The organism is Streptomyces sp. RerS4 (assembly GCF_023515955.1).
Taxonomy (GTDB): Bacteria; Actinomycetota; Actinomycetes; order Streptomycetales; family Streptomycetaceae; genus Streptomyces.
Window position 1 is genome coordinate 2,221,196 of record NZ_CP097322.1, and the last position, 19,087, is coordinate 2,240,282.

Sequence of the window (19,087 nt, forward strand, 5' to 3'; positions counted from 1 at the left end):
TGGGTCAGGCCGCCGCCGGGACGGCGGGGCGGGAGTGGGTGGGGACCGGGATGCCGAAGTCGCGCAGGAGGGCGCCGGCGGCCCGGCGGGCGGAGTGCAGGGCGCCCTGGACGGTGTTGGAGTCGCGGTGGTCGCCGCAGACGTAGAGCCCGGCCAGCACGCGGACCGGGCGCCGCAGGTCGTGCGGCGGGGGCATGGCGGGGACGGCCTCCGGGGTGTGGTGGACGGCCAGCAGGTCCCAGTCCCGGGTCGAGGTCTCGTAGAGCCGGGCCAGGCGGGCCGCGACGGTCCGGGTGGGCGGGGGCGGGCCGTGGACGGTGGTGGTGACCAGGCCGCGGCCGGCCGGGGCCCGGGTGGGGTCGACGGCGCTCATGACGGTGGTGTGGGCGACGGGCCACTTCGGGTCGGCGTCCAGGAGCAGCGAGCCGTCCCAGGGCAGGGGCGCCGGCGTCGCGTGGTGGATGACCGTGACCTCGTGGAAGGCGGGTACCCGCAGGCCGGGCAGCAGGTCGGCGGCGGCGCGGGCGCCGGTGGCGAGCACGACGGAGCGGCAGGCGAAGTCGCCGTGCTCCTCGGTGGTGACGAGGTGGGTGGACACGGAGCGGACCCGGACTCCGGTGCGGATCGTGCCCGCCGGCAGCCCGGCCGCGAGCAGGTCGGGCAGGACGCGGGCGCCGCCTTCGGGGACGGCGAGCCGGCCGCGCGCGAAGGTGCGCAGCGCGAGGTCGGCGACGCGGCTGGAGGTGGTGAGCTCCGGGTCGCGCAGCAGGGCGGAGAGCAGGGGCCGCAGGATCCCGTTGACGGTACGGGGCGGCAGGCCGCGGGTGCGCAGGGCGGCGTGGGCGGTGCGTTCGGGCCGGGCGAGCACCCGGTCCGGGGGCAGGGCGGCGAGCCGCGCGAGGGCGGCGCTGAGGCGGGCCTGGTCGAGGGAGCCGCTGGCCAGGGCGCGGGCGGGGGTGAGGGCCCCGGCCCGCTGCTGCCTGCCGTCGGCGCCGGCCACCAGGACGCCGGGTGCGAAGGGGCGCAGGACCAGCCCCTCCAGGCCCGGGGTGCGGGCGGGTTCGGTGTACGAGGTGTTCAGGAGCTGGCCGACCCGGTCGAGGTGGAAGCCGTCCACCGACGCGGTGGCCATCCGGCCGCCGGGATCGGCGGCGGTCTCCAGGACGCTGACCGTGACCCCCGCCGCGATCAGGTGGTGTGCGGCCGCGAGTCCTGAGACTCCGGCTCCGACGATGACGACGTCCGCACGGTGTGCGGCGTGGTGTACGGCGCGGTGTGTGCTGCTGAGCACGTGCCCCTCCCCGAGGTCGGCGCGGCTGTGTGGGGATCCTCCTTCCCCCAACGGGCTCCAGGAGAACCCGAGTCCGGCCGGGTATTACGCACAACTCCGGTCGCATGACGGTCGCATCCGGGTCACGAACGGTCGCACGTGGTCAGTCGGTGCGCCTGACCGACCGACCTAATGCAGCGCTGCCCTGATCGCCTGCTCGATGCCGGGGTGGGTGAAGGCGAAGCCGGACTCCAACAGGCGGGTGGGCACGGCACGCTGACCGACCAGCACGTCTTCGGAGAACTCGCCGAGGACGAGGCGCAGGGCCGGCGCCGGTACGGCGAACACCGTCGGGCGGTGCAGGACCCGGCCCATGGCGGCGGTGACCTCACGGTTGGTCAGGGGCTCGGGGGCCGCGAGGTTGACGGGGCCGGAGAGGGAGGGGGTGTCGATGATGTGCCGCAGGGCGGCGATCTCGTCGTGCAGCGAGATGAACGGCCAGTACTGACGCCCGTCGCCGAGCCGGCCGCCGAGCCCTGCCCGGAAGAGCGGGAACATGCGCCCCCATGCGCCGCCTTCGGCGGAGACCACCAGGCCGGTACGGGCGTGCGCCGTACGGATCCCGGCCTCGCGGGCGGGGCGGGCGGCGGCCTCCCACTCCACGCACACGGAGGCCAGGAAGCCACGGCCGGCCGGGGCGGACTCGTCGACGCGCCGGTCGCCGGTGTCGCCGTAGTAGCCGACGGCGGAACCGCAGACCAGAACCGGCGGCGGGGTGGGGTGGGCGGCCATGGCGCGGGCGATGGCGGCGGTGCCGAGGACCCGGCTGTCGCGGATCTCCTTCTTGTACGCGGCCGTCCACCGGTGGTCCCCGACGCCGGCCCCGGCCAGGTGCACGACGGCGTCACACCCGTCGAGCCCGGCCGGGTCGACGTACCCCTCGCGGGGGTCCCAGCGCGCCTCCCCGGCCCCGGAGGGCGCGCGCCGCACGAAGCGCACGAGGTCGTGCCCGTCGGCGCGCAGGGAGCGTACGAGGGCCTGGCCGAGGAGTCCGGAGGATCCGGTGAGGGCGATACGCATGCCCCCCAGTGTGGGCCCGGCCACAGCCCCGCGCGCCGTGCGACTCAGCCCGTACCCAGCCACGTGCCCACCGCGTACGTGACGGCCATGGCGACCGCCCCGCCCAGGACGTTGCGCAGGACCGCCCGCCCCGCCGGGGCGGCCCCCAGCCGGGCGCTGACCAGCCCGCACAGGGTGAGCGCCGCCAGTACGGCCCCCACCGTCACCGGCACCCGCTCCGACGCCCCCGGCAGGACCACCGCCAGCAGCGGCAGCAGCGCCCCCACCGTGAAGGCGACCAGGCTGGCGAACGCCGCGTGCCACGGGTTCGCCAGCTCGTCGGGCTCGATGCCCAACTCCACCCGTGCGTGCGCCCGCAGCGCGTCCCGCTCGGTCAGCTGCTCGGCGGCCTCGCGGGCCAGCTCCCGTTCCAGGCCCCGCGCCATCAGCAGGTCGGTGAGTTCGTCGAGCTCCGCCTCCGGCTCCTCGGCCAGTTCCCGCCGCTCCACCTCCAGGGCGGCCCGCTCCGAGTCCCGCTGGGAGCTGACCGACACGTACTCCCCGACCGCCATCGACAGCGAGCCCGCCAGCAGCCCCGCCACCCCGGCGGTCAGGATCGCGGTCCGCGAGGTGGTGGCTCCTGCCACGCCCACCACCAGGCCGGCCGTCGAGATGATCCCGTCGTTGGCGCCGAGGACCCCGGCCCGCAGCCAGTTCAGCCGGGTGCTGATAGCGGCGCTCCGCGGGTCGGTGCTCTGTGTGTCCGTCACGGCACCACTGTCGGGGCCCCGGCCCGCCGCGGCCACCCGGCGTGCGCGGGCCGGGCCCTCGTACCAGGGTGGAGGGGTGAGACGCGGACGGCAGGAGCCGGGCGGGCTGCACGGGTCGCCGCCACCGCGCTGGGCCCGGTTCGCGCCCGCGGTGGCCATGGTCGTGCTGTGCGTCACCCAGTGGCTGACCCCGGGCGACGTCGAGGTGGGCTACTTCCTCGCCGGCCTGCCCCCGGTCGCCGCCTTCTCGTACGGGGCGACGGGCACGGCCGTCTTCGCCGCGCTGGTCCTGGCCCTGCTCGGCCTGCCCCAGCTGAACGTGGCCCACGCGCGCGGGACGGACCTGGCCACCGTGGCCCTCGTCGGCGTGCTCAGCGTGGTCATCGCCTGGGTGCGGCGGCGTCGGGACGCCCAGCTGATCAGCGTCCGCACGGTCGCCGAGGCGGCCCAGATGGCGGTGCTGCCGCCGGTTCCGGAGCAGGTCGGGCAGGTGCGCTGCGCGGCCCTGTACCGGGCGGCGCAGACCGGCACGCTCGTCGGCGGCGACCTGTTCGACGTACGGGCCGGCCCGTACGGGGTACGGGCCGTGGTCGCGGACGTGCAGGGGCACGGGCTGACGGCCGTCGGTACGGTGGCCGCGCTGCTCGGCGCCTTCCGCGAGGCGGTGCTCGACGACGCCGAGCTGGTGGCGGTCGCGGCCCGGCTGGACCGGCGTCTGACTGCGGACGCGCAGGCCGTCGCCGACTGCGCCCCGCACCCGGAGCTGTTCGCGACGGCCGTGCTGCTGGAGTTCCCGCCGGGGCTGGACCTCGTACGCGTCGTCTCCTGCGGCCATCCCCCCGTCCTGCTGCTACGGGGACCCTCGGTCGCGGAGGTGGCGGCGGAGCCGGGCCCTCCGCTGGGCCTGGGCCTGGCCGGGCCGGTGCTCCCGCCGGTCAGGGAACTCCCGCTGCGGCCCGGCGACCGGCTGCTCGCCTACACCGACGGCGTCACCGAGGCCCGGGACGCGGCCGGCCACTTCTACCCGCTCGCCATCCGGGTCCGGGTCCTCGCGAACGACCCGGCGGGCCTGGTCCCGGCGGTCTGGCGGGACCTCGCCACCTTCAGCGGGGGCGGTCCGCGCGACGACGTGGCCCTGCTGATGCTGTCCCCGGACCCGCACGGCCCTGGGAATGCCTACTCGGCGTAACCGATCACGACGAATGGGAGTCACCATGTCCATGTTGATCATCAGGGGAACCTTCCGGGCCAAGGGCCTCCAACCGGACGGCGACACCGTCGCCTTCACCCCCGACAACGTGGCGGACTGGCGGCTCGTGCCCGGCGCCCGCCCGATCCTGCCGAAGGCCGACGGCCGCGCCGCCATCCGGCTGGAGGCCATCGACGCCCTGGAGACCCACTACGGGGACGACACGTCGGGGATACGGCACCAGCCCCTGCCCTTGGCGCACCAGGCCGCGGACGAGTTGCTGAAGTGGCTCGGCTTCACGGACTTCCACCGTGACGACAAGGAATTCATCATCTCGACCATCCCCGAGACCGTGCCCGGCTTCATCCTCACCGGCGGGGCCGACATGTACGGCCGGTGCGTGGCCCTGGTCGGCCGCAAGAACCCGCCGGCCTTCAACGGGTACGAGATCGACGTCGACGTCGAGCAGCTGAAGAAGACGGCCAACCACCACCTGGTCAAGGAGGGCCTGGCCTACCCGACCTACTACACCGGCTTCCCCGACCACCTGCGCACCGCACTGACCGTCGCCGCGCTGGCGGCGCGGAACTCCACGCCCAGGAAGGGCGTGTGGGCCAAGGACGCGACCACCGAGGGGGCGAAGGTCGTCGACATGGCCTCGCTCACGGCCGACGACGGGGCCGTGATCCTCCCGAAGCTGTTCCGTCGGCTGAAGGACTACCTCGACCTAGGCCTGGAGGGCGCGCCCCTGGCCTGCCTGCCCGCCTTCCTCGCCGGGGCCGGTGACGCGTACTACCTCCAGGGGAAGGCCGACCCGTTCACCGGCCTGCAGCACATCGTCAAGGTCTCCGACGACGGCAGGACCGTGAGGATGACCCACCCCGTCGAGGAGATCACCTTCGAAGAGGCATGAGCGGAGGCGTGAGCGAGGTCCGGACGGCCGGACCGGACAAGACCAGACCACCGCTCCGCCGGGCGTGCGGCCCCGGCGGAGCGGCCGGCGCGTCAGACCTGGGCGGCGATGAAGGCGCGGACCATCCGGCAGGTGAGGTTGGACGGGCGGTGGATGCCCACGCGTACCGCCATCGTCCGGATCTTGCGGTTGGTGGCGCGGCGCGGGTCGTACGTGCCGGTGTCGAGCAGGGATATCGCCAGGCGCATCGCCTTCAGGCGGCGGTTGTGGCTCTCGTACCACTCGCGCGGCAGACCCGCCGGCAGCGGCTTCTTCTTCGGCATCACAATGATCGCGGCAGCGGCCATCTACAGCCTCCCAAACGGTAGTTGGCTTCCTGTCGTGCTCCCTCGATTTTACCGGCGGGCACTGACAAAAGCCCCTGGCCGGACGGGGTCGCGCCGCCCTTCTCCTAGGCTGGTGGGCATGGAGATCTGGATCAATCCCGCATGTTCGAAGTGCCGGAGCGCGCTGACCCTGTTGGACGCCGAAGGAGCCGCGTACACCGTGCGCCGCTACCTGGAGGACGTGCCGTCCGAGGCCGAGATCCGCGAGGTGCTGGGCCGCCTCGGGCTGGAGCCGTGGGACATCACGCGCACCTCCGACCCCCTCGCGAAGGAGACCGGCGTACGGGACCTGCCGCGCGAGGAGACGGAGGAGGCCCGGCAGCGCTGGATCACCCACCTGGCCGCCCACCCGAAGCTGATCCAGCGCCCGATCATCACCGCCGAGGACGGCACGGCCGTCATCGCCCGCTCCGACGAGGCCGTGCGCGAGGCCCTGTCCCGGAAGGGCTGAGCCCCGGGGGCCCTTCCGCCCGCGCCGCCCCCGCCCCCGCCCCGCCCTCACACCGTCCCCATCCCGCGCCTCGTAGGGTGGGGTCCGCAGCAAAAAGGAGCAAACCACACCAAACCACACCATCGACCCCCCAAGGACGGCCCTTCGTGAACGAGTCGCCCCGCACCCCTCCCCCGCAGCCGGAAGCCGGTGGGTACCCGATCCCCCCGCCCCGGCGGGGCGCCGACTGGATGTTCGGCGGGGTGTACGGGACCGTGCTCGCCAGTGGGCTGCTGGCCGCGCTCACCCAGGAGGGCGAGGAGTACACGCCCTTCTACGACGCCAGCTGGGTCCTGGTCACCGCCGCCACCGCCGCGCTCGCGCACGGGTACTCCCACCACATGACCGGCCACCCGACCGCCTCCGTCGGGCACCGCCGGCGGGTGCTCGCGCGGGCCCTGTGGAACGAGTGGCCGATGATCGTGGCCGCCCTGCCCACCGTGCTCCTCCTGGTCGTCGCCGGATTCGCGCACTGGGAGTCCTACGGGGTCACGGCCGTCGGCCTCGGCGTCAACACCGCGCTGCTCTTCGCCTGGGGCGCCTTCGTCGCCGTCCGCGTCGGCCACCGGCTCGCCTCGGCGCTGCTGATCGGCCTGACCGACGCCACCATCGGCCTGGCCGTCATCGTCGCCAACGCCCTCATCAAGTAGCGCCGTGACGGCCGCCGCTCAGGGGGCCAGCTGCGCCTCCGCCCGCTCCAGGATCTCCGTCAGCCGGGCCCCGAACGCCGCGTCGCGCGGGTCCGCCACGCCCGTACGGGCCGCCGTCAGGAGCGCGTCCAGGGCCCGCCCGTAGGCGCCCGGTACGTCGCTCCAGTCGGGCAGCGCGAAGACGCCCTCGGCCCCGCGCAGTTCGAGCCCCACCCCGGCCGCCGCGCGCGGCGCGCCCAGACTGAGCACGGCGGTGCCGGCCGCGCCCGAGGTGTGCCGCAGGGCCAACTGGACCAGGTCGGACGGGCCCCGCGCGGCGGTGACGGCCTCGACGTCGCCGAGGATCGGGATCAGGACGGACAGCGCGTGGGGGCCGACGTCCCACAGCCCGCCCTTGGCCCTGCGCCAGGGCGATTCGGCGTACGCGCCGGTCGCGCCGTCGGGCGGGAAGACCGCGCCGAGCCAGTGCGCGGAGGCGGTGTACCAGCCGGAGCGCGCGGCCTGTTCGGCGACCCAGCCGGCGGTGGGCTCGGCGAAGCGCAGCGTCAGGAAGACGACGGAGGCGACGTGGTGGAGCGCGGCGGCGTCGACGACGGCCCGTGCCGCCTCGCTCGTGGTGGCGACGGGCTTGTCGAGCAGGAGGTGGCAGCCCGCGGCGGCCGCGCGGACGGCGAGCGGCGCCTGTACGTCGGGGGGCAGGGCGAAGGCGGCGACGTCGCAGTCCGCGAACAGCGCCTCGGGATCTTCGTACACCTTCACGCCGTACGCGCGCGCCAGTTCGGCGGCGGCTTCGGGGCGGCGGCCCCACACGCCGGCGAAGTCGGAGCCGGTGTGCGCGGCGAGCGCCGGGGCGTGCGTGCGTCGAGCCCAGGGGCCGGTGCCGAGCAGGCCGACGCGGGGGCGGGGGGTGGTGGGGCCGGTGCCGGGGTCGGCGGCCGACTCGACGGCAGGGGCGGCGGCGGAGGCGTTCAAATCGTACGAAATGCTCACCCGCCCAGTCTGCCGCACTCGGACGGTCGTACGACATGCGACCCGCACAGACCGTCCGAGCTGCGGCGTAAACCTCGGTAACACGGGGTTCACACACGGGCAACGGACGGGAAATCGCGGCGGGGCACGCTGCCGTCAACACCATGGCGATCCGCAGCGGCGATCCGCAGCACCCGCAGAGTCAGGATGGGGCCCGTGAGCTACAAGGCTGAGTACATCTGGATCGACGGCACCGAGCCGACGGCGAAGCTTCGCTCCAAGACGAAGATCCTGGCCGCCGGAGCCGAGCTGCCGATCTGGGGCTTCGACGGATCGAGCACCAACCAGGCCGAGGGCCACGCCTCGGACCGCGTGCTCCAGCCGGTCTTCTCCTGCCCGGACCCGATCCGCGGCGGCGACAACGTCCTCGTGCTCTGCGAGGTCATGAACATCGACATGACCCCGCACGAGTCGAACACGCGCGCGCTGCTGCGTCCGATCGCGGAGAAGTTCGCGGACCAGGCCCCGATCTTCGGCATCGAGCAGGAGTACACCTTCTTCGACGGGATCCGCCCGCTGGGCTTCCCCGTCGGCGGCTTCCCGGCGGCGCAGGGCGGCTACTACTGCGGTGTCGGCGCGGACGAGATCTTCGGCCGCGAGATCGTCGAGAAGCACCTCGACCACTGCCTGGCCGCCGGCCTGGAGATCTCCGGCATCAACGCCGAGGTCATGCCCGGCCAGTGGGAGTTCCAGGTCGGCCCAGTCGGCCCGCTGGAGGTCTCCGACCAGCTGTGGATCGCGCGCTGGCTGCTGTACCGCACGGCCGAGGAGTTCAACGTCTCCGCGACGTTGAACCCGAAGCCGGTGAAGGGCGACTGGAACGGCGCGGGCGCCCACACCAACTTCTCCACGAAGGCGATGCGCGAGGACTACCGCGCGATCATCTCCGCCTGCGAGGCGCTGGGCGAGGGCAGCAAGCCGATGGACCACGTCAAGAACTACGGCGCGGGCATCGACGAGCGCCTGACGGGTCTGCACGAGACCGCCCCGTGGAACGAGTTCAGCTACGGCGTCTCCGACCGCGGCGCCTCGGTCCGCATCCCGTGGCAGGTGGAGAAGGACGGCAAGGGCTACATCGAGGACCGCCGCCCGAACGCCAACGTCGACCCGTACGTGGTCACCCGCCTGATCACGGACACCTGCTGCACGGGCCTGGAGAAGGACGGTCTGGTCTGATCCGGACCCGGACCCGACCCCGCCCCTGACCCCGCGGCGCCCGCCCTCCCCCTCCGGAGGCCGGGCGCCGCGCTGTCGGTGGCGGCCGGCAGGGTGTCCCCATGCAGGCGATCAGCATCAGAATCGAGACCGAGCGCGGCGAGCGCCACGACCGCCCGACGCTCGCGAAGCTGTCCGAACTCGTGGAGCGCGTCGGCGGGGACGGGGACCACTTCGTCGTCGTGTCCCGACTGCCGGATGATCCGGACGTCTTCGTCCAGGTCTGGCACGAGACGGGTGGCGACTACCAGCTGGAGCACCGGGCGGGCGCCCCGGACCGGCACTTCCAGGCGTTCGTCCCGACGGCGGCGGAGGTCGTCGAGGTGATGCGCCGTTGGGCGGCGCGCGACAAGGGCTGGGACCTCGGCCCGGCCTGGAAGCCGCTGGACTTCCCGGTGGAGGACGTGCCGCCGCTCGACCCCGTCCTGGAGGAGCGGCTTTCCGAGACCGTCCGGGACTGGCTGCGGTGCGGTTACGCCGGTCGGGCGAGGCTGATCGAGGACGCCGAGGAGAACCTCGTCGCGGACGGGGTCCGGCCGGTGTCCCGCGCCCAGGCCGAGCAGCTGGTCAACCGGCTGTGGCGGGAGCGGGTCGAGGAGCAGGCCGGCTGGGTGGGCGAGACCGATCCCGAGCGGCTGGGGCGGGCGTTCGCCGCCTTGGAAGCGGCCGGCGTCACGGCCCGGGAGAACTTCACCTGTTGCCGCACCTGCGGTCTCGCGGAGATCGGGGCCGAGGCGCGGGCCGGGGCGCGGGGGTTCGTCTTCTTCCACAGCCAGTGCACCGAGGGAGCGGCGGCCGGGCACGATCTGTACCTGCTCTATGGGGGGTTCGAGTCCGGCGAGGGGCTCACCGTGGCCGTGGGGCGGGAGGTGACGGCCGCCCTCGACGCCGTGGGGCTGGAGTGGCGGTGGGACGGATCCGCTCAGGATGCGATACGGGTCACCGGGATGGACTGGCGGAAGCGGCTGACGGGTTGAGGGTTTTGCCGGGAATGTAGCGGCTTGACGAAACCTTGATTGCTGAATTTGAGATTCCGCTCCAGCACGTGAGACGGAGCCTGCCTCGGGCCGCGTCCGTCTGCTTCAATGACGTCCATGGCCGGCTACTCGTACACCTCGACAGGTCGCAGCGACCTCGAACCGTTCTGGCCGTCCCGTCAGGACCACGATTTCGACCGGGTGTGTCGCCGCGTGAAGAACGCGCCGACCCTCTAAAGCCTCCGGGACTCCGACCGGATCAGACCCGGGGCCTTCGGTCTGCGCGGAAAGCGATGACGACGTACGGACGCACGTCTCCTGCCGACCACTCCGCGTGAAAGAGCTGACCACTCATGGCGAACACCCGCTCCCTCACCTCTGCTGCGACCTCCGCTCCCCTGCCCTTCCCGAACGGTCCGCGTCATCGACTGCGGGCCGTGGACCACGACGAGCCGGCCCGGGTCGTGGACCTCCTCCCGCCCGGCGCCACCTGGCTGCCCGCGCCCCAGCACACCGTTCCGGCCCTGCCGGGCCGACCGCCGATGGTCGGCTACCTGGTCCTCGTACCGGCCGACCAGCAGCCGCCGATCGCCTTCGCCCCGCAGTCCGTTCCCGGCCCGACGGAGCCGAAGGCGGAGCCGGAGCCGGTCACCACCGGCGACGCGCTCGTACGCATCGACACCGCGCGGCGCACCGCCGAGGTGGACGGCGCGGTGCTGGACCTGACGTACCTGGAGTTCGAGCTGCTGGCCCACCTCGTGGCCCACCCCCACCGGGTGCACAGCCGGGACCAGTTGGTCACCACCGTGTGGGGCTACGGGCACGTAGGCGACGGCCGTACGGTCGACGTCCACATCGCCCGGCTGCGCCGCAAGCTGGGCGCCGCCCACCGGGGCGCGATCCAGACGGTGCGCCGGGTGGGGTACAAGTACTCGCCGCTGACGTAGGGACGGACGACGGTGGGCCCGTACTCCCCCCCCCGGGAGTACGGGCCCACCGTGCGCTACGCCGCCTACGCCTGCTGCGGCGCCTTGGCCCGGCGGCGCGCGGCCGCGAAGCCGAGGGCGATGTCACCCGCGAGGAAGACCAGCAGGCTGATCCCCAGCAGCGGGACGAACCACCCGACGAGCGCCGTCACGCACGCGAGCGGCAGCAGCGCCGTCACCGGCAGCCGGCGCCAGGCGCCGCGCGGCTGCGGGCGGCCGAACGACAGCCCGCGCTCCTTGGTGGGCCGACGCATCCACCACATCCGGTAGCCCCACCCGACGAGGAACATCACGGCGACGGCGAGCGCGGCCAGCGCGAGCTGGTTGACGATCCCGAAGGTCTGGCCCATGTGCAGGTCGATGCCGAAGCGGGTGAGCTTCGCGAGCAACGGGTAGTCCGCGAACCGCAGTTCGTCCATGATCCGGCCGTCGGCGGGGTCCACTGCGACGGTGTCCAGGTGCACCGGCACCTGCTTGTCGGCCTCCTTGATGACGTAGCCCTTGCCCTGGGCGGGCAGGGTCACGCGCAGGCTCTCGGTGACCCCGGCGGCGCGGGCGGCGGCGACGGCACGGTCGATGCCCACGTCGGCGGTCGGGGGCGGCGGAGGCATCTCCATGTCCTCGGTCATCACATGGCCGGCGTGCTCGTCGGAGCCCGCAGACGCCGCGCCGTCGAGCTTGGCGGAGACGGACGGGGTGGCTCCGCCGAGCCGGTCCTGGACCTGTCCGATGTTCTCGCCCGCGTACTTCGACCAGGTCAGGCCGGTGGCGGACAGGACGACGAGCCCGGCGACGGCCCACAGGCCGACGGTGCCGTGCCAGGACAGCGTGCGGCGGCGGCCGGTGGCCTTGCGGTCGGGCAGGACCAGGTCCGCCTTGCGGGCGCGGCGCCGGCCGATCCACAGGGCGAGGCCGCCGAGGGCGACCACCCACAGCCAACTGGCGGCCAGCTCGCTGTAGTTCCGGCCGAACTCGCCGAGTTGGAGACTGGAGTGGAACTCGCTCAGCCAGGCCCGCAGCGGCAGCGCGTCACCGGCGGTGGTGAGCTGTCCGCGCACGTCGGCGGTGTACGGGTCCACGAAGACGGTGAGGGTCTCACCCTCGCCGAGCCCGGGGCTCTCCATGATCACGCGCGTGGTCGCCTCGGCCTCGGGGGCGGGCCACACGCCCAGCACCTTGCCCTCGGGGGCGGCGCTCTGGGCGGCCTTCACCTGCTGACCGAGCGGGAGGACGCTCCCGCCGACGCGGTCGACGGTCAGCTGGTCGGAGTAGAGGATCCGTTCGGCCTGCCAGGAGCCCGCGTACAGCAGGCCGGTGGTGGCGGCGAGGAAGAGGAGCGGGGCGACGAGCAGCCCGGCGTAGAAGTGCAGCCGCAGGAGCAGCGGGCGCAGGGCGGCCCAGGTGCCGCCGGTGGTGGGCGGGACGTCTTGTGCCTCGGCGTCCCGTGCGGGGACGGGGACGTCCTTGATTTCGTCGAGGGACATGCGGGTCCTAAGGGTTGGCGAAGACAGGGGTGATCGGCCCCGTGGTCTCGCCCCCCTCGCCGACAGGAAGAAGACGGGCAGGAAGGGAAGGGTGTGCCGTCGGACCGGCTCAGGCCGGCTGCGGGTGCGGATGCGCCGCGTGGGTGGCGGCGGCCGCACGGCGACGACGGCACGGCCTCGGGGCCGTGGTGCGGGCGTCTCGCCGCGCGGGCGGACCGCGCCGGACGACGGTGTGGGCGTGCACGGCTCCGCGCAGTCGCCGTGGTGGTACGTACGGGGCCCGGTGCGCGGGCGGGGCCGGTACGGGGACCACCCGCGCGCGCAGCAGAGCGAGGACGCGGGCCAGCGGCCGAGCGGCGACCAGCGCGGTCGCGCCGAGCGCGGCGGCGACCCGGAAGACGGCCGCCTCCCCCCAGGCCAGCCACGCGGCACAGAACAGCCCGGCCACCAGGTGCGCGACGACCATCCCGAACCCACCATGCCCGGCCGCGCCGGCAAGGTCGGCGAGCGCCGAAGGGTCCGCGAGCGCGGAGGGGTCGACGAGGGCGGAGGGTCGGCCGCGCCGGTCGCGTGGCCCGCGTCGGACGCGGCGGCCGGGTCAAGGCCCGCCGGGCCGTGGGCGGTGCGCCCGGGGTCCGTCCGCCGTGGGCGTGGCCGTGCCCGGGAGCGGCGGCGTGCGCGCCGGGCACGTGGTGGTGGCCGGGCATCGGCTCCGATGGGGACGCCGGGCCGGGGGGCGGCGTCGACATGGCCGCGTGGGCCCCGCTCGCCGAGAAGGCCAGGTGCAGCATCCCCTGGACGGAGAGCAGCGCCGCGGTGATACCGACGGGCCCGCACCGTCCGCGGCCGGCGGCCACCCAGGCCGGTACACAGGTCGCCACAAAGGCACCCAGAAGCCAGGGAACCGGGATGTCCGTCCCGGACATGTACGAATGCCCCACCGCGCCCAAAGCCACGCACACGGCCGCGAACATCGCGGCCCGTGCGACGCGCATCGGCGCGCGGGATCGGGATTCAGACATGTCCCGGTCATCGTCGCACGGGGGCCGCCCTCACCCACAAGGGGGCCGTATCAGATCATGATCCGGTGAATCCATCGCCATGGTCATGGTCATTGCCCCTGGGCGCTCTCTACTCCGGCGGGGTCCAGCTCGGGGCGTACGCCCTGGAACGACTGGCTCCGGCCGAGCGGGAACGCGTCCTGCGCACCTGCTCGACGAACGTCGACAATCTCGACGCCGGCCACTGGCAGACCCTCCTGACCAGTGCCTTCGTGGTCGAGGAGCCGATGCCGCTGCCCTACGCGCTGCTCCTCGTCGCCGTGCTCGGGTACGCGGAGTACGCGTACGGGGCGTGGTGGACGGCCGCCACGTTCCTGTTCGGGCACGCCACGGCCACCCTCCTCGTCCACGGCGTCCTGCGGCGCACCGCGGACACCGAGACCCGCCGGGCCGTGGACGTCGGCACGAGTTACGGGTTCAACGCCGTGCTCGGCACCCTGACCTCGGCCCTGCCCCGCGGCCCGGTGCGCCACGGCACGCGCGCGGCGCTGCTGGCGGTGGGCGCGTGGCCGGTGCTGCGGCGCGAGCGGACCTTCACGGACGTCGGGCACCTCGTGGCGCTGGGCCTCGGGATCGGGCTGTCATTCGCCGTCGATTGTCTTTCCGAAAAGAATCATCGGAAAATCGCTCTTGCCTGACCTGAATGCCGTGGATGGACACATTCATCCGAGTAACACGAGTAACCAAGTAACTGAGCAACCGAGTAGCCCGATCGCTGGAGCCGCAACGATGACCGCCAAGCCCTCCACCACCGTCGCCAACCTCCGCGACCTCGGTGGCATCCCGCTCGCAGGCGGCCGCAGCGTCCGCCCCGGCCTCGTCCTGCGCTCCGGCGCGCTCGACCGGCTCGACCTCGACGCCGACCCCGTGATGGCCGGCCTCGGCCTGCGCACCGTCATCGACCTGCGCAGCGCGCCCGAGCGCGCCGACCACCCGGACCTGCTGCCCGACGGCGCCCGGCTGCTGGTGCGCGACGTCCTCGCGGACAAGATGAGCGAGAGCCGCATGCCGGCGGCAGCGCAGCTCAAGGACCTGCTGGCGGACCCGGTGGTGGCCGAGGAGCGGCTCGGCAACGGCAAGGCGCAGGCCCTCTTCGGGTCGGTCTACCGCTCCTTCGTCAGCACCGCGTCGGCGCAGGACGCGTACCGGACGCTGCTGACCGAGGCCGCCGACCCGCAGGCGGGCCCGCTGCTCTTCCACTGCACGGCCGGCAAGGACCGTACGGGCTGGGGCGCCACGGTGATCCTCGCGCTGCTCGGGGCGGACGAGGAGACCCTGATGGCCGAGTACCTGTCGGTGAACCCGGCGGTGAAGGAGGCCTTCGCCCCGCTGATCGAGGGCTTCACGGCGGCCGGCGGGGACCCGGAGATCGCGCTCGCGCTGATCGGCGTCTTCCCGTCCTACCTGGAGGCGGGCCTGGACGAGGTGCGGGTGCGCTTCGGTTCCATGGAGAAGTACGTGCGCGAGGGGCTGGGCGTTCCCGACGAGACGGTCGAGGCGCTGCGCGCGCGGCTGATCGCCTGACGGCACCCGGCCGCCGGGCCGCCGGCCGCCAGGGAACTCGTGTAACCCGCGTAACCCGTGTAAGCCTCCGCCACCGCGATTCGTCCGAACGTGTGCGCTGGAGGCGGGTGACCATCCGACGATTCGCTCGTTCTGCTGAACGTGACTGCGCCGGACACCGCCACCCGCCCCCTGCCTCCCGACGTCGAGCAGGCCGAGGCCGCCATCGTCGAGCACTACCCGCGGCTGGTGCGGCTCGCCTACCTGGTGCTGCCGCCCTCCCTCGGCCGCAACCGACGGGTCCTCACCGCCCATTCGCTGACCCAGCGGGCCCTGCCGCGCGGCCGTCGCGCCGTCGACCCCGCCGCCGTGCGGGGCGGGGTCCCGGCGCAGCGCGACGGGGTGGACGGGCCCGAGTCCGGGTACGCGTACGTCCGGCTGCGCGTGCTGCGTTCGGCGCTGGAGGCGGGGATCCCGCTGACGTTCAAGGCGCTCCCGCTGCGCGGGCAACTGCCCGCGCTGCTCCCCCAGGTGTGGGGGCTTCGGCTCTTCCCGCGCTCGGGCGGGGCCGAGGAGCTGGCGCTGGACCAGTGGCTGGCGACCCTGAACGGCCCAGGGCGCGCCGCCTGCGTGCTGCGGGCCCTGGAGGGGCTCGCGGAGGCGGACGTGCTGCGGGTGCTCGCCGAGGCCGGGGTGGCGGATCCCGAGGCGGCGGTCGCCGAGTCGGGGGATCCGGTGCACGACGGCCTCTTCGCCTCCCCCGAGTTCGACCCGTGCGTGCTCCAGGCCCGGCCCACCGACCTGCTGCGGCGGCGCCGGCTGGTCCGGGCCGGGCTGGCCGGGGCGGTGGCCCTCGCGGTGTGCGGGGCGCTGCTGGCGCTGCCGGGCGGCGGGTGGGGTCCGACGGGCCGGCCGCCCCGCTGTACGCGCGCAACGCGGCGGCGGAGCAGGCCCTCGACCCGGGGCAGCTGACGCGGGTGGCGCCCACGGTGTGGCGTACGGCGTCCCGTACCGACTACGCGGCCTGGCCCGCGCGCGGCGACCGCGTCGGCGACACGGAACTGCTGCGCCGCGCCCTGGCCACCTGGGCCCGCCCCGGCAGGACGGTGGTGGTCTCGGCGACGCCCGGCACGCCGTCCGGGCCGCCGATGGGACCGCCGCAGCTGCTGTTCGCGGGCACCGTCGACCAGGCGGTGGTGGTCCTCTTCCACGACGGCCTGCGGGTGGTCCGCTACGCCGAACCGCGCTCCGGGACCGCCGGCGCCGCCCTGGACCTCGCCCGGACCGACGGGGCCTCGGCGGACACCGCGACGGGGCTGGTGCTCAGCCGGGTCGACGGCAACGTCCGCTACCTGACGGCCCCCTGGGTGACGGGCGCGGCGCTGCGGGACCTGCTCAAGCCCGCCGAGGACCCGGCCCCGTTGAAGCTCACCCCGGACGGGATCACCCCGCCGGTGGTGGGTCCGGCCCCGGGCGGGACCTGTACGAGCTGGAACGCGCTGGCCCTGACCGGCGACGGGACGACCCGGCTGGTCACGGACCTGGGCGAGCTGACGCCGGCGCGGCTGACGTCGGGCGCTCCGGGGGCCGCGCGGGACGTGTCGGAGGCGGCGGAGCTCGGCGAGTGGTCGAGGATCGCTTGTCTGCTCCCCTCGGTGCGCTCGCACGGGGTGCGCGCGGTCAACGCCTGGACGTACGCGAAGCAGCCGCTGCCCGAGGGCGACGGGACGGCGACCTGGCTGTGCACCCGGGCGGAGACCTGGCGGGGTACGGCGGACCGGGTGCAGGCGCAGTTCCTGGCCCCGGGCGCGCCGCTCGCCGCCCAGGCGGCCAAGGCGGAGGGCTCGGCGGCGTGCGGGGCGCGTGAGCCGCGGGTGCTGGCCGGGGTGCTGTGGAAGTCCCGGGCAGGTCAGTGGTACGTCCTGGCGGCGGGCAGCGCGCAGTTCACGTCGCTGTCGGTGTCGGGCGGCGGGGTCAGCGGGGCCGCGAACGGCAATCGACTGGCCCTCAAGGCCAAGGAGGGCGCACAGGTCGACCTCTCGGGCAAGCTGACGGACGGCACGACGGCGGGGGTGCTGCGCTAGGCGAGCGGCCCGGGGCGGTAATTTCGGCGTCGCACAGGGGTTCACCTCTTCGGTACCGCTCAGTACATTGACGCCATGTCTAATACGCCGCTCGTGCCCGCCCCCGTGGCGTCGGAACACATAGACCTCCAGGTGCGGAACGTCTCCTTCTCCTGGGAGGACACCCCGCTCCACTGGTTGCCCGGCGACCCCTTCGCCGGGCACACCATCAACGTGCTGCACCTGCTGCTGCCCGCCGGCGAGCGCTGGTTCGTCCACGTCTACAAGCAGGTGCTCCCGTACATCACCGACGACCGGCTGCGGGCCGACGTCATCGGGTTCATCGGGCAGGAGGCGACGCACGCCGCCGCGCACGACGACGTGCTCCCGCACCTCAAGCGGCTGGGCCTGGACCCGACCCCCTACACCGCGCAGGTGGACTGGCTCTTCGAGAAGCTGCTCGGCGACCGGACCCTGCCGCCCGGTCGGGCCCGCAAGTGGTGGCTGATGGAGCGCGTCGCGATGATCGCGGCGATCGAGCACTACACGGCGTTCCTCGGCGACTGGATCCTCAACGCCGAGGAGCTCGACCGGCGCGGCGCCGACCCGATGATGCTGGACCTCCTGCGCTGGCACGGCGCCGAGGAGGTCGAACACCGTTCGGTGGCCTTCGACCTGTTCATGCACGTGGACGGCAACTACCGGCGCCGCGTCCGGACCTGGGCCACCGGCTTCGCGGCCCTGGTCTTCCTGTGGCAGCGCGGCGCCCGCTTCTTCATGGAGAACGACCCCCACCTGCCCGCCGCCAAGGCCTCCCTCGGGCAGCTCTTCCGGGCCGGACAGCAGGGCGTCCTCCCCTCGACGGGGGCCATGCTGAAGTCCATCCCGACCTACCTGTCCCGTACGTACCACCCCTCGCAGGAGGGCTCGACGGCGCAGGCCGAGGCCTACCTCGCCGCCTCCCCCGGCGCCAACGGCGGGGTGCGCCCGTGAAGCGGACCCTCGCCGTCACGGTGGCGGCCGGCGCCGCCGTGCTGGCCCGGCGCGCGCTGCGCCGGCGCATACGCCGCTCCCCGCTGTGGCCGCTGCCCGCCCTGGACACCCCCGTGTCGGGCCACTCCCCGCGCCGGACCCTGTACGCCCGGATCGTCTCGCGGACCGAGCCGGCCGAGGGCGTCGTACGGATCACGCTGGAGTCGGACGAGTTCCCGGCCTGGACCCCGGGCGCGCACGTGGACGTCGTCCTGCCCTCCGGGCTCGTACGCCAGTACTCGCTGTGCGGGGATCCGGCCGACACCGGGCGGTGGACGATCGCGGTCCGGCTGGTCGAGGACGGTCGCGGTGGCTCGCGCGAGGTGCACGAGGCGCTCGTGGAGGGCGCCGAACTCCCGGTGCGGCCACCGCGCAACCGCTTCGAGCTGGTGCCCGCGCCCGCGTACGTGTTCGTCGCGGGCGGCATCGGGATCACCCCGATCCTCCCCATGCTGCGGGCCGCGACGGCCGCCGGCGCCGACTGGACCCTGCTGTACGGGGGCCGCTCGCGCGCCTCGATGCCGTTCCTGCCCGAACTCGCCGCATACGGCGAGCGGGTCACGCTGCTGCCCGAGGACGAGACGGGCCGCCCCGACCTGACCCCGCTCGCCGGGATCCGGCCGGGCACCCTGGTCTACTGCTGCGGCCCGGAACCGCTCATGCGGGCGGTCACCGAAGCCGCCCCGGACCCCTCGGCCGTCCGCCTGGAACGCTTCGTCCCGGCGGCCCCCGTCGCCGCGGGGCCCTTCACCGTGGAACTGCGCCGCTCGGGCACGGAGGTGGCGGTCGCGGCGGACGAATCGACCCTCGCGGCGGTGCGTCGCGTACGGCCCGACACCCCGTACTCGTGCGAGCAGGGGTTCTGCGGCACCTGCCGGCACCGGGTCCTCGCGGGCGAGGTCGACCACCGTGACGACCTCCTCACCGACGCCGAACGCACGACCTCGATGCTCCTGTGCGTCTCCCGCGCCTCGAAGGACCGCATAGCGCTCGACCTGTGACGCCCTGCC

18 protein-coding genes and 1 pseudogene are annotated in these 19,087 nt (G+C 74.1%); 12 read left to right on the forward strand and 7 right to left on the reverse strand.

All coding sequences use genetic code 11. The features are described from left to right. Positions 1 to 4: 4 nt before the first annotated feature. From M4D82_RS10190 to M4D82_RS10200, 3 genes are all read right to left on the reverse strand, one after another. Positions 5 to 1,291 carry an FAD-dependent oxidoreductase gene (locus M4D82_RS10190; protein WP_249765734.1) on the reverse strand — a complete coding sequence of 429 codons (1,287 nt, stop codon included), beginning with the start codon at positions 1,289 to 1,291 and terminating at the stop codon, positions 5 to 7. A 168-nt stretch (positions 1,292 to 1,459) separates the two neighbouring features. Next, the gene (locus M4D82_RS10195; protein WP_249765735.1) at positions 1,460 to 2,350 is read right to left on the reverse strand and encodes a TIGR01777 family oxidoreductase; all 891 of its coding nucleotides are present in this window, start codon (positions 2,348 to 2,350) and stop codon (positions 1,460 to 1,462) included. Between the two features lie 44 nt (positions 2,351 to 2,394). Further along, positions 2,395 to 3,099, reverse strand: coding sequence for a VIT1/CCC1 transporter family protein (locus M4D82_RS10200; RefSeq protein WP_249765736.1), 705 nt, complete (start codon positions 3,097 to 3,099; stop codon positions 2,395 to 2,397). A gap of 76 nt (positions 3,100 to 3,175) precedes the next feature. On the opposite strand from M4D82_RS10200, the gene M4D82_RS10205 reads away from it, so the two are divergent. Together M4D82_RS10205 and M4D82_RS10210 are read left to right on the forward strand one after the other, a co-directional pair. Continuing rightward, positions 3,176 to 4,288: a PP2C family protein-serine/threonine phosphatase gene (locus tag M4D82_RS10205; protein ID WP_249765737.1), complete on the forward strand. Its 1,113-nt coding sequence runs from the start codon at positions 3,176 to 3,178 to the stop codon at positions 4,286 to 4,288. A 25-nt stretch (positions 4,289 to 4,313) separates the two neighbouring features. After that, entirely contained in the window at positions 4,314 to 5,201 is an 888-nt protein-coding gene (locus M4D82_RS10210; RefSeq protein ID WP_249765738.1) for a nuclease, read from the forward strand. Between the two features lie 92 nt (positions 5,202 to 5,293). Here M4D82_RS10210 and M4D82_RS10215 read toward each other — a convergent pair whose 3' ends face one another. Then, positions 5,294 to 5,548, reverse strand: a complete 255-nt coding sequence (locus tag M4D82_RS10215) for a hypothetical protein (RefSeq protein WP_249765739.1) — start codon at positions 5,546 to 5,548, stop codon at positions 5,294 to 5,296. 118 nt (positions 5,549 to 5,666) lie between these two features. Here M4D82_RS10215 and M4D82_RS10220 point away from each other — a divergent pair, with 118 nt between their 5' ends. Together M4D82_RS10220 and M4D82_RS10225 are read left to right on the forward strand one after the other, a co-directional pair. Beyond that, entirely contained in the window at positions 5,667 to 6,038 is a 372-nt protein-coding gene (locus M4D82_RS10220) for an ArsC/Spx/MgsR family protein (RefSeq protein ID WP_249765740.1), read from the forward strand. A gap of 146 nt (positions 6,039 to 6,184) precedes the next feature. Beyond that, positions 6,185 to 6,727, forward strand: a complete 543-nt coding sequence (locus M4D82_RS10225; protein ID WP_249765741.1) for a cation diffusion facilitator family transporter — start codon at positions 6,185 to 6,187, stop codon at positions 6,725 to 6,727. Positions 6,728 to 6,745: 18 nt separating this feature from the next. Here the strand turns inward: M4D82_RS10225 and M4D82_RS10230 are convergent, their stop codons facing one another. Next, on the reverse strand, positions 6,746 to 7,615 hold the full coding sequence (locus M4D82_RS10230) for a Gfo/Idh/MocA family protein (RefSeq protein ID WP_249771661.1): 870 nt from the start codon (positions 7,613 to 7,615) through the stop codon (positions 6,746 to 6,748). Positions 7,616 to 7,912: 297 nt separating this feature from the next. Between M4D82_RS10230 and glnII the strand changes: the two genes are divergently transcribed. The 3 genes from glnII to M4D82_RS10245 all read left to right on the forward strand — a co-directional run bounded on the left by glnII (position 7,913) and on the right by M4D82_RS10245 (position 10,895). Beyond that, a complete protein-coding gene (gene glnII / locus M4D82_RS10235) occupies positions 7,913 to 8,932 on the forward strand; it encodes a glutamine synthetase (protein ID WP_249765742.1) in 1,020 nt (339 codons plus the stop codon). A gap of 101 nt (positions 8,933 to 9,033) precedes the next feature. Further along, positions 9,034 to 9,948, forward strand: a complete 915-nt coding sequence (locus M4D82_RS10240; RefSeq protein WP_249765743.1) for a DUF6891 domain-containing protein — start codon at positions 9,034 to 9,036, stop codon at positions 9,946 to 9,948. 353 nt (positions 9,949 to 10,301) lie between these two features. Next, positions 10,302 to 10,895, forward strand: a complete 594-nt coding sequence (locus M4D82_RS10245; RefSeq protein ID WP_249765744.1) for a winged helix-turn-helix domain-containing protein — start codon at positions 10,302 to 10,304, stop codon at positions 10,893 to 10,895. Between the two features lie 65 nt (positions 10,896 to 10,960). Here M4D82_RS10245 and M4D82_RS10250 read toward each other — a convergent pair whose 3' ends face one another. Both M4D82_RS10250 and M4D82_RS10255 read right to left on the reverse strand, forming a co-directional pair. Continuing rightward, complete coding sequence (locus tag M4D82_RS10250) at positions 10,961 to 12,418, reverse strand: PepSY-associated TM helix domain-containing protein (protein WP_249765745.1); 1,458 nt, start codon at positions 12,416 to 12,418, stop codon at positions 10,961 to 10,963. Between the two features lie 109 nt (positions 12,419 to 12,527). After that, complete coding sequence (locus tag M4D82_RS10255) at positions 12,528 to 12,884, reverse strand: hypothetical protein (RefSeq protein ID WP_249765746.1); 357 nt, start codon at positions 12,882 to 12,884, stop codon at positions 12,528 to 12,530. Positions 12,885 to 13,532: 648 nt separating this feature from the next. Here M4D82_RS10255 and M4D82_RS10260 point away from each other — a divergent pair. The 5 genes and pseudogenes from M4D82_RS10260 to M4D82_RS10280 all read left to right on the forward strand — a co-directional run bounded on the left by M4D82_RS10260 (position 13,533) and on the right by M4D82_RS10280 (position 19,078). Further along, positions 13,533 to 14,117, forward strand: a complete 585-nt coding sequence (locus M4D82_RS10260) for a rhomboid-like protein (RefSeq protein WP_249765747.1) — start codon at positions 13,533 to 13,535, stop codon at positions 14,115 to 14,117. Between the two features lie 91 nt (positions 14,118 to 14,208). Next, positions 14,209 to 15,003: a tyrosine-protein phosphatase gene (locus tag M4D82_RS10265; protein ID WP_249765748.1), complete on the forward strand. Its 795-nt coding sequence runs from the start codon at positions 14,209 to 14,211 to the stop codon at positions 15,001 to 15,003. A 141-nt stretch (positions 15,004 to 15,144) separates the two neighbouring features. Continuing rightward, a pseudogene (locus M4D82_RS10270) lies at positions 15,145 to 17,066 on the forward strand (hypothetical protein). Between the two features lie 75 nt (positions 17,067 to 17,141). Next, positions 17,142 to 18,038: a metal-dependent hydrolase gene (locus M4D82_RS10275; protein WP_249765749.1), complete on the forward strand. Its 897-nt coding sequence runs from the start codon at positions 17,142 to 17,144 to the stop codon at positions 18,036 to 18,038. Further along, positions 18,035 to 19,078 carry a PDR/VanB family oxidoreductase gene (locus M4D82_RS10280; RefSeq protein WP_249765750.1) on the forward strand — a complete coding sequence of 348 codons (1,044 nt, stop codon included), beginning with the start codon at positions 18,035 to 18,037 and terminating at the stop codon, positions 19,076 to 19,078. The genes M4D82_RS10275 and M4D82_RS10280 overlap by 4 nt, the downstream gene beginning before the upstream one ends. Positions 19,079 to 19,087 lie beyond the last annotated feature (9 nt).

Coding starts and splice junctions, on each gene's coding strand:
- M4D82_RS10215 (WP_249765739.1), bottom strand. CDS start 5,548: ATGGCCGCTGCCGCGATCATTGTGATGCCGAAGAAGAAGCCGCTGCCG.
- M4D82_RS10195 (WP_249765735.1), bottom strand. CDS start 2,350: ATGCGTATCGCCCTCACCGGATCCTCCGGACTCCTCGGCCAGGCCCTC.
- M4D82_RS10210 (WP_249765738.1), top strand. CDS start 4,314: ATGTCCATGTTGATCATCAGGGGAACCTTCCGGGCCAAGGGCCTCCAA.
- M4D82_RS10220 (WP_249765740.1), top strand. CDS start 5,667: ATGGAGATCTGGATCAATCCCGCATGTTCGAAGTGCCGGAGCGCGCTG.
- M4D82_RS10240 (WP_249765743.1), top strand. CDS start 9,034: ATGCAGGCGATCAGCATCAGAATCGAGACCGAGCGCGGCGAGCGCCAC.
- M4D82_RS10245 (WP_249765744.1), top strand. CDS start 10,302: ATGGCGAACACCCGCTCCCTCACCTCTGCTGCGACCTCCGCTCCCCTG.
- M4D82_RS10275 (WP_249765749.1), top strand. CDS start 17,142: ATGTCTAATACGCCGCTCGTGCCCGCCCCCGTGGCGTCGGAACACATA.
- M4D82_RS10265 (WP_249765748.1), top strand. CDS start 14,209: ATGACCGCCAAGCCCTCCACCACCGTCGCCAACCTCCGCGACCTCGGT.
- M4D82_RS10250 (WP_249765745.1), bottom strand. CDS start 12,418: ATGTCCCTCGACGAAATCAAGGACGTCCCCGTCCCCGCACGGGACGCC.
- M4D82_RS10255 (WP_249765746.1), bottom strand. CDS start 12,884: ATGGTCGTCGCGCACCTGGTGGCCGGGCTGTTCTGTGCCGCGTGGCTG.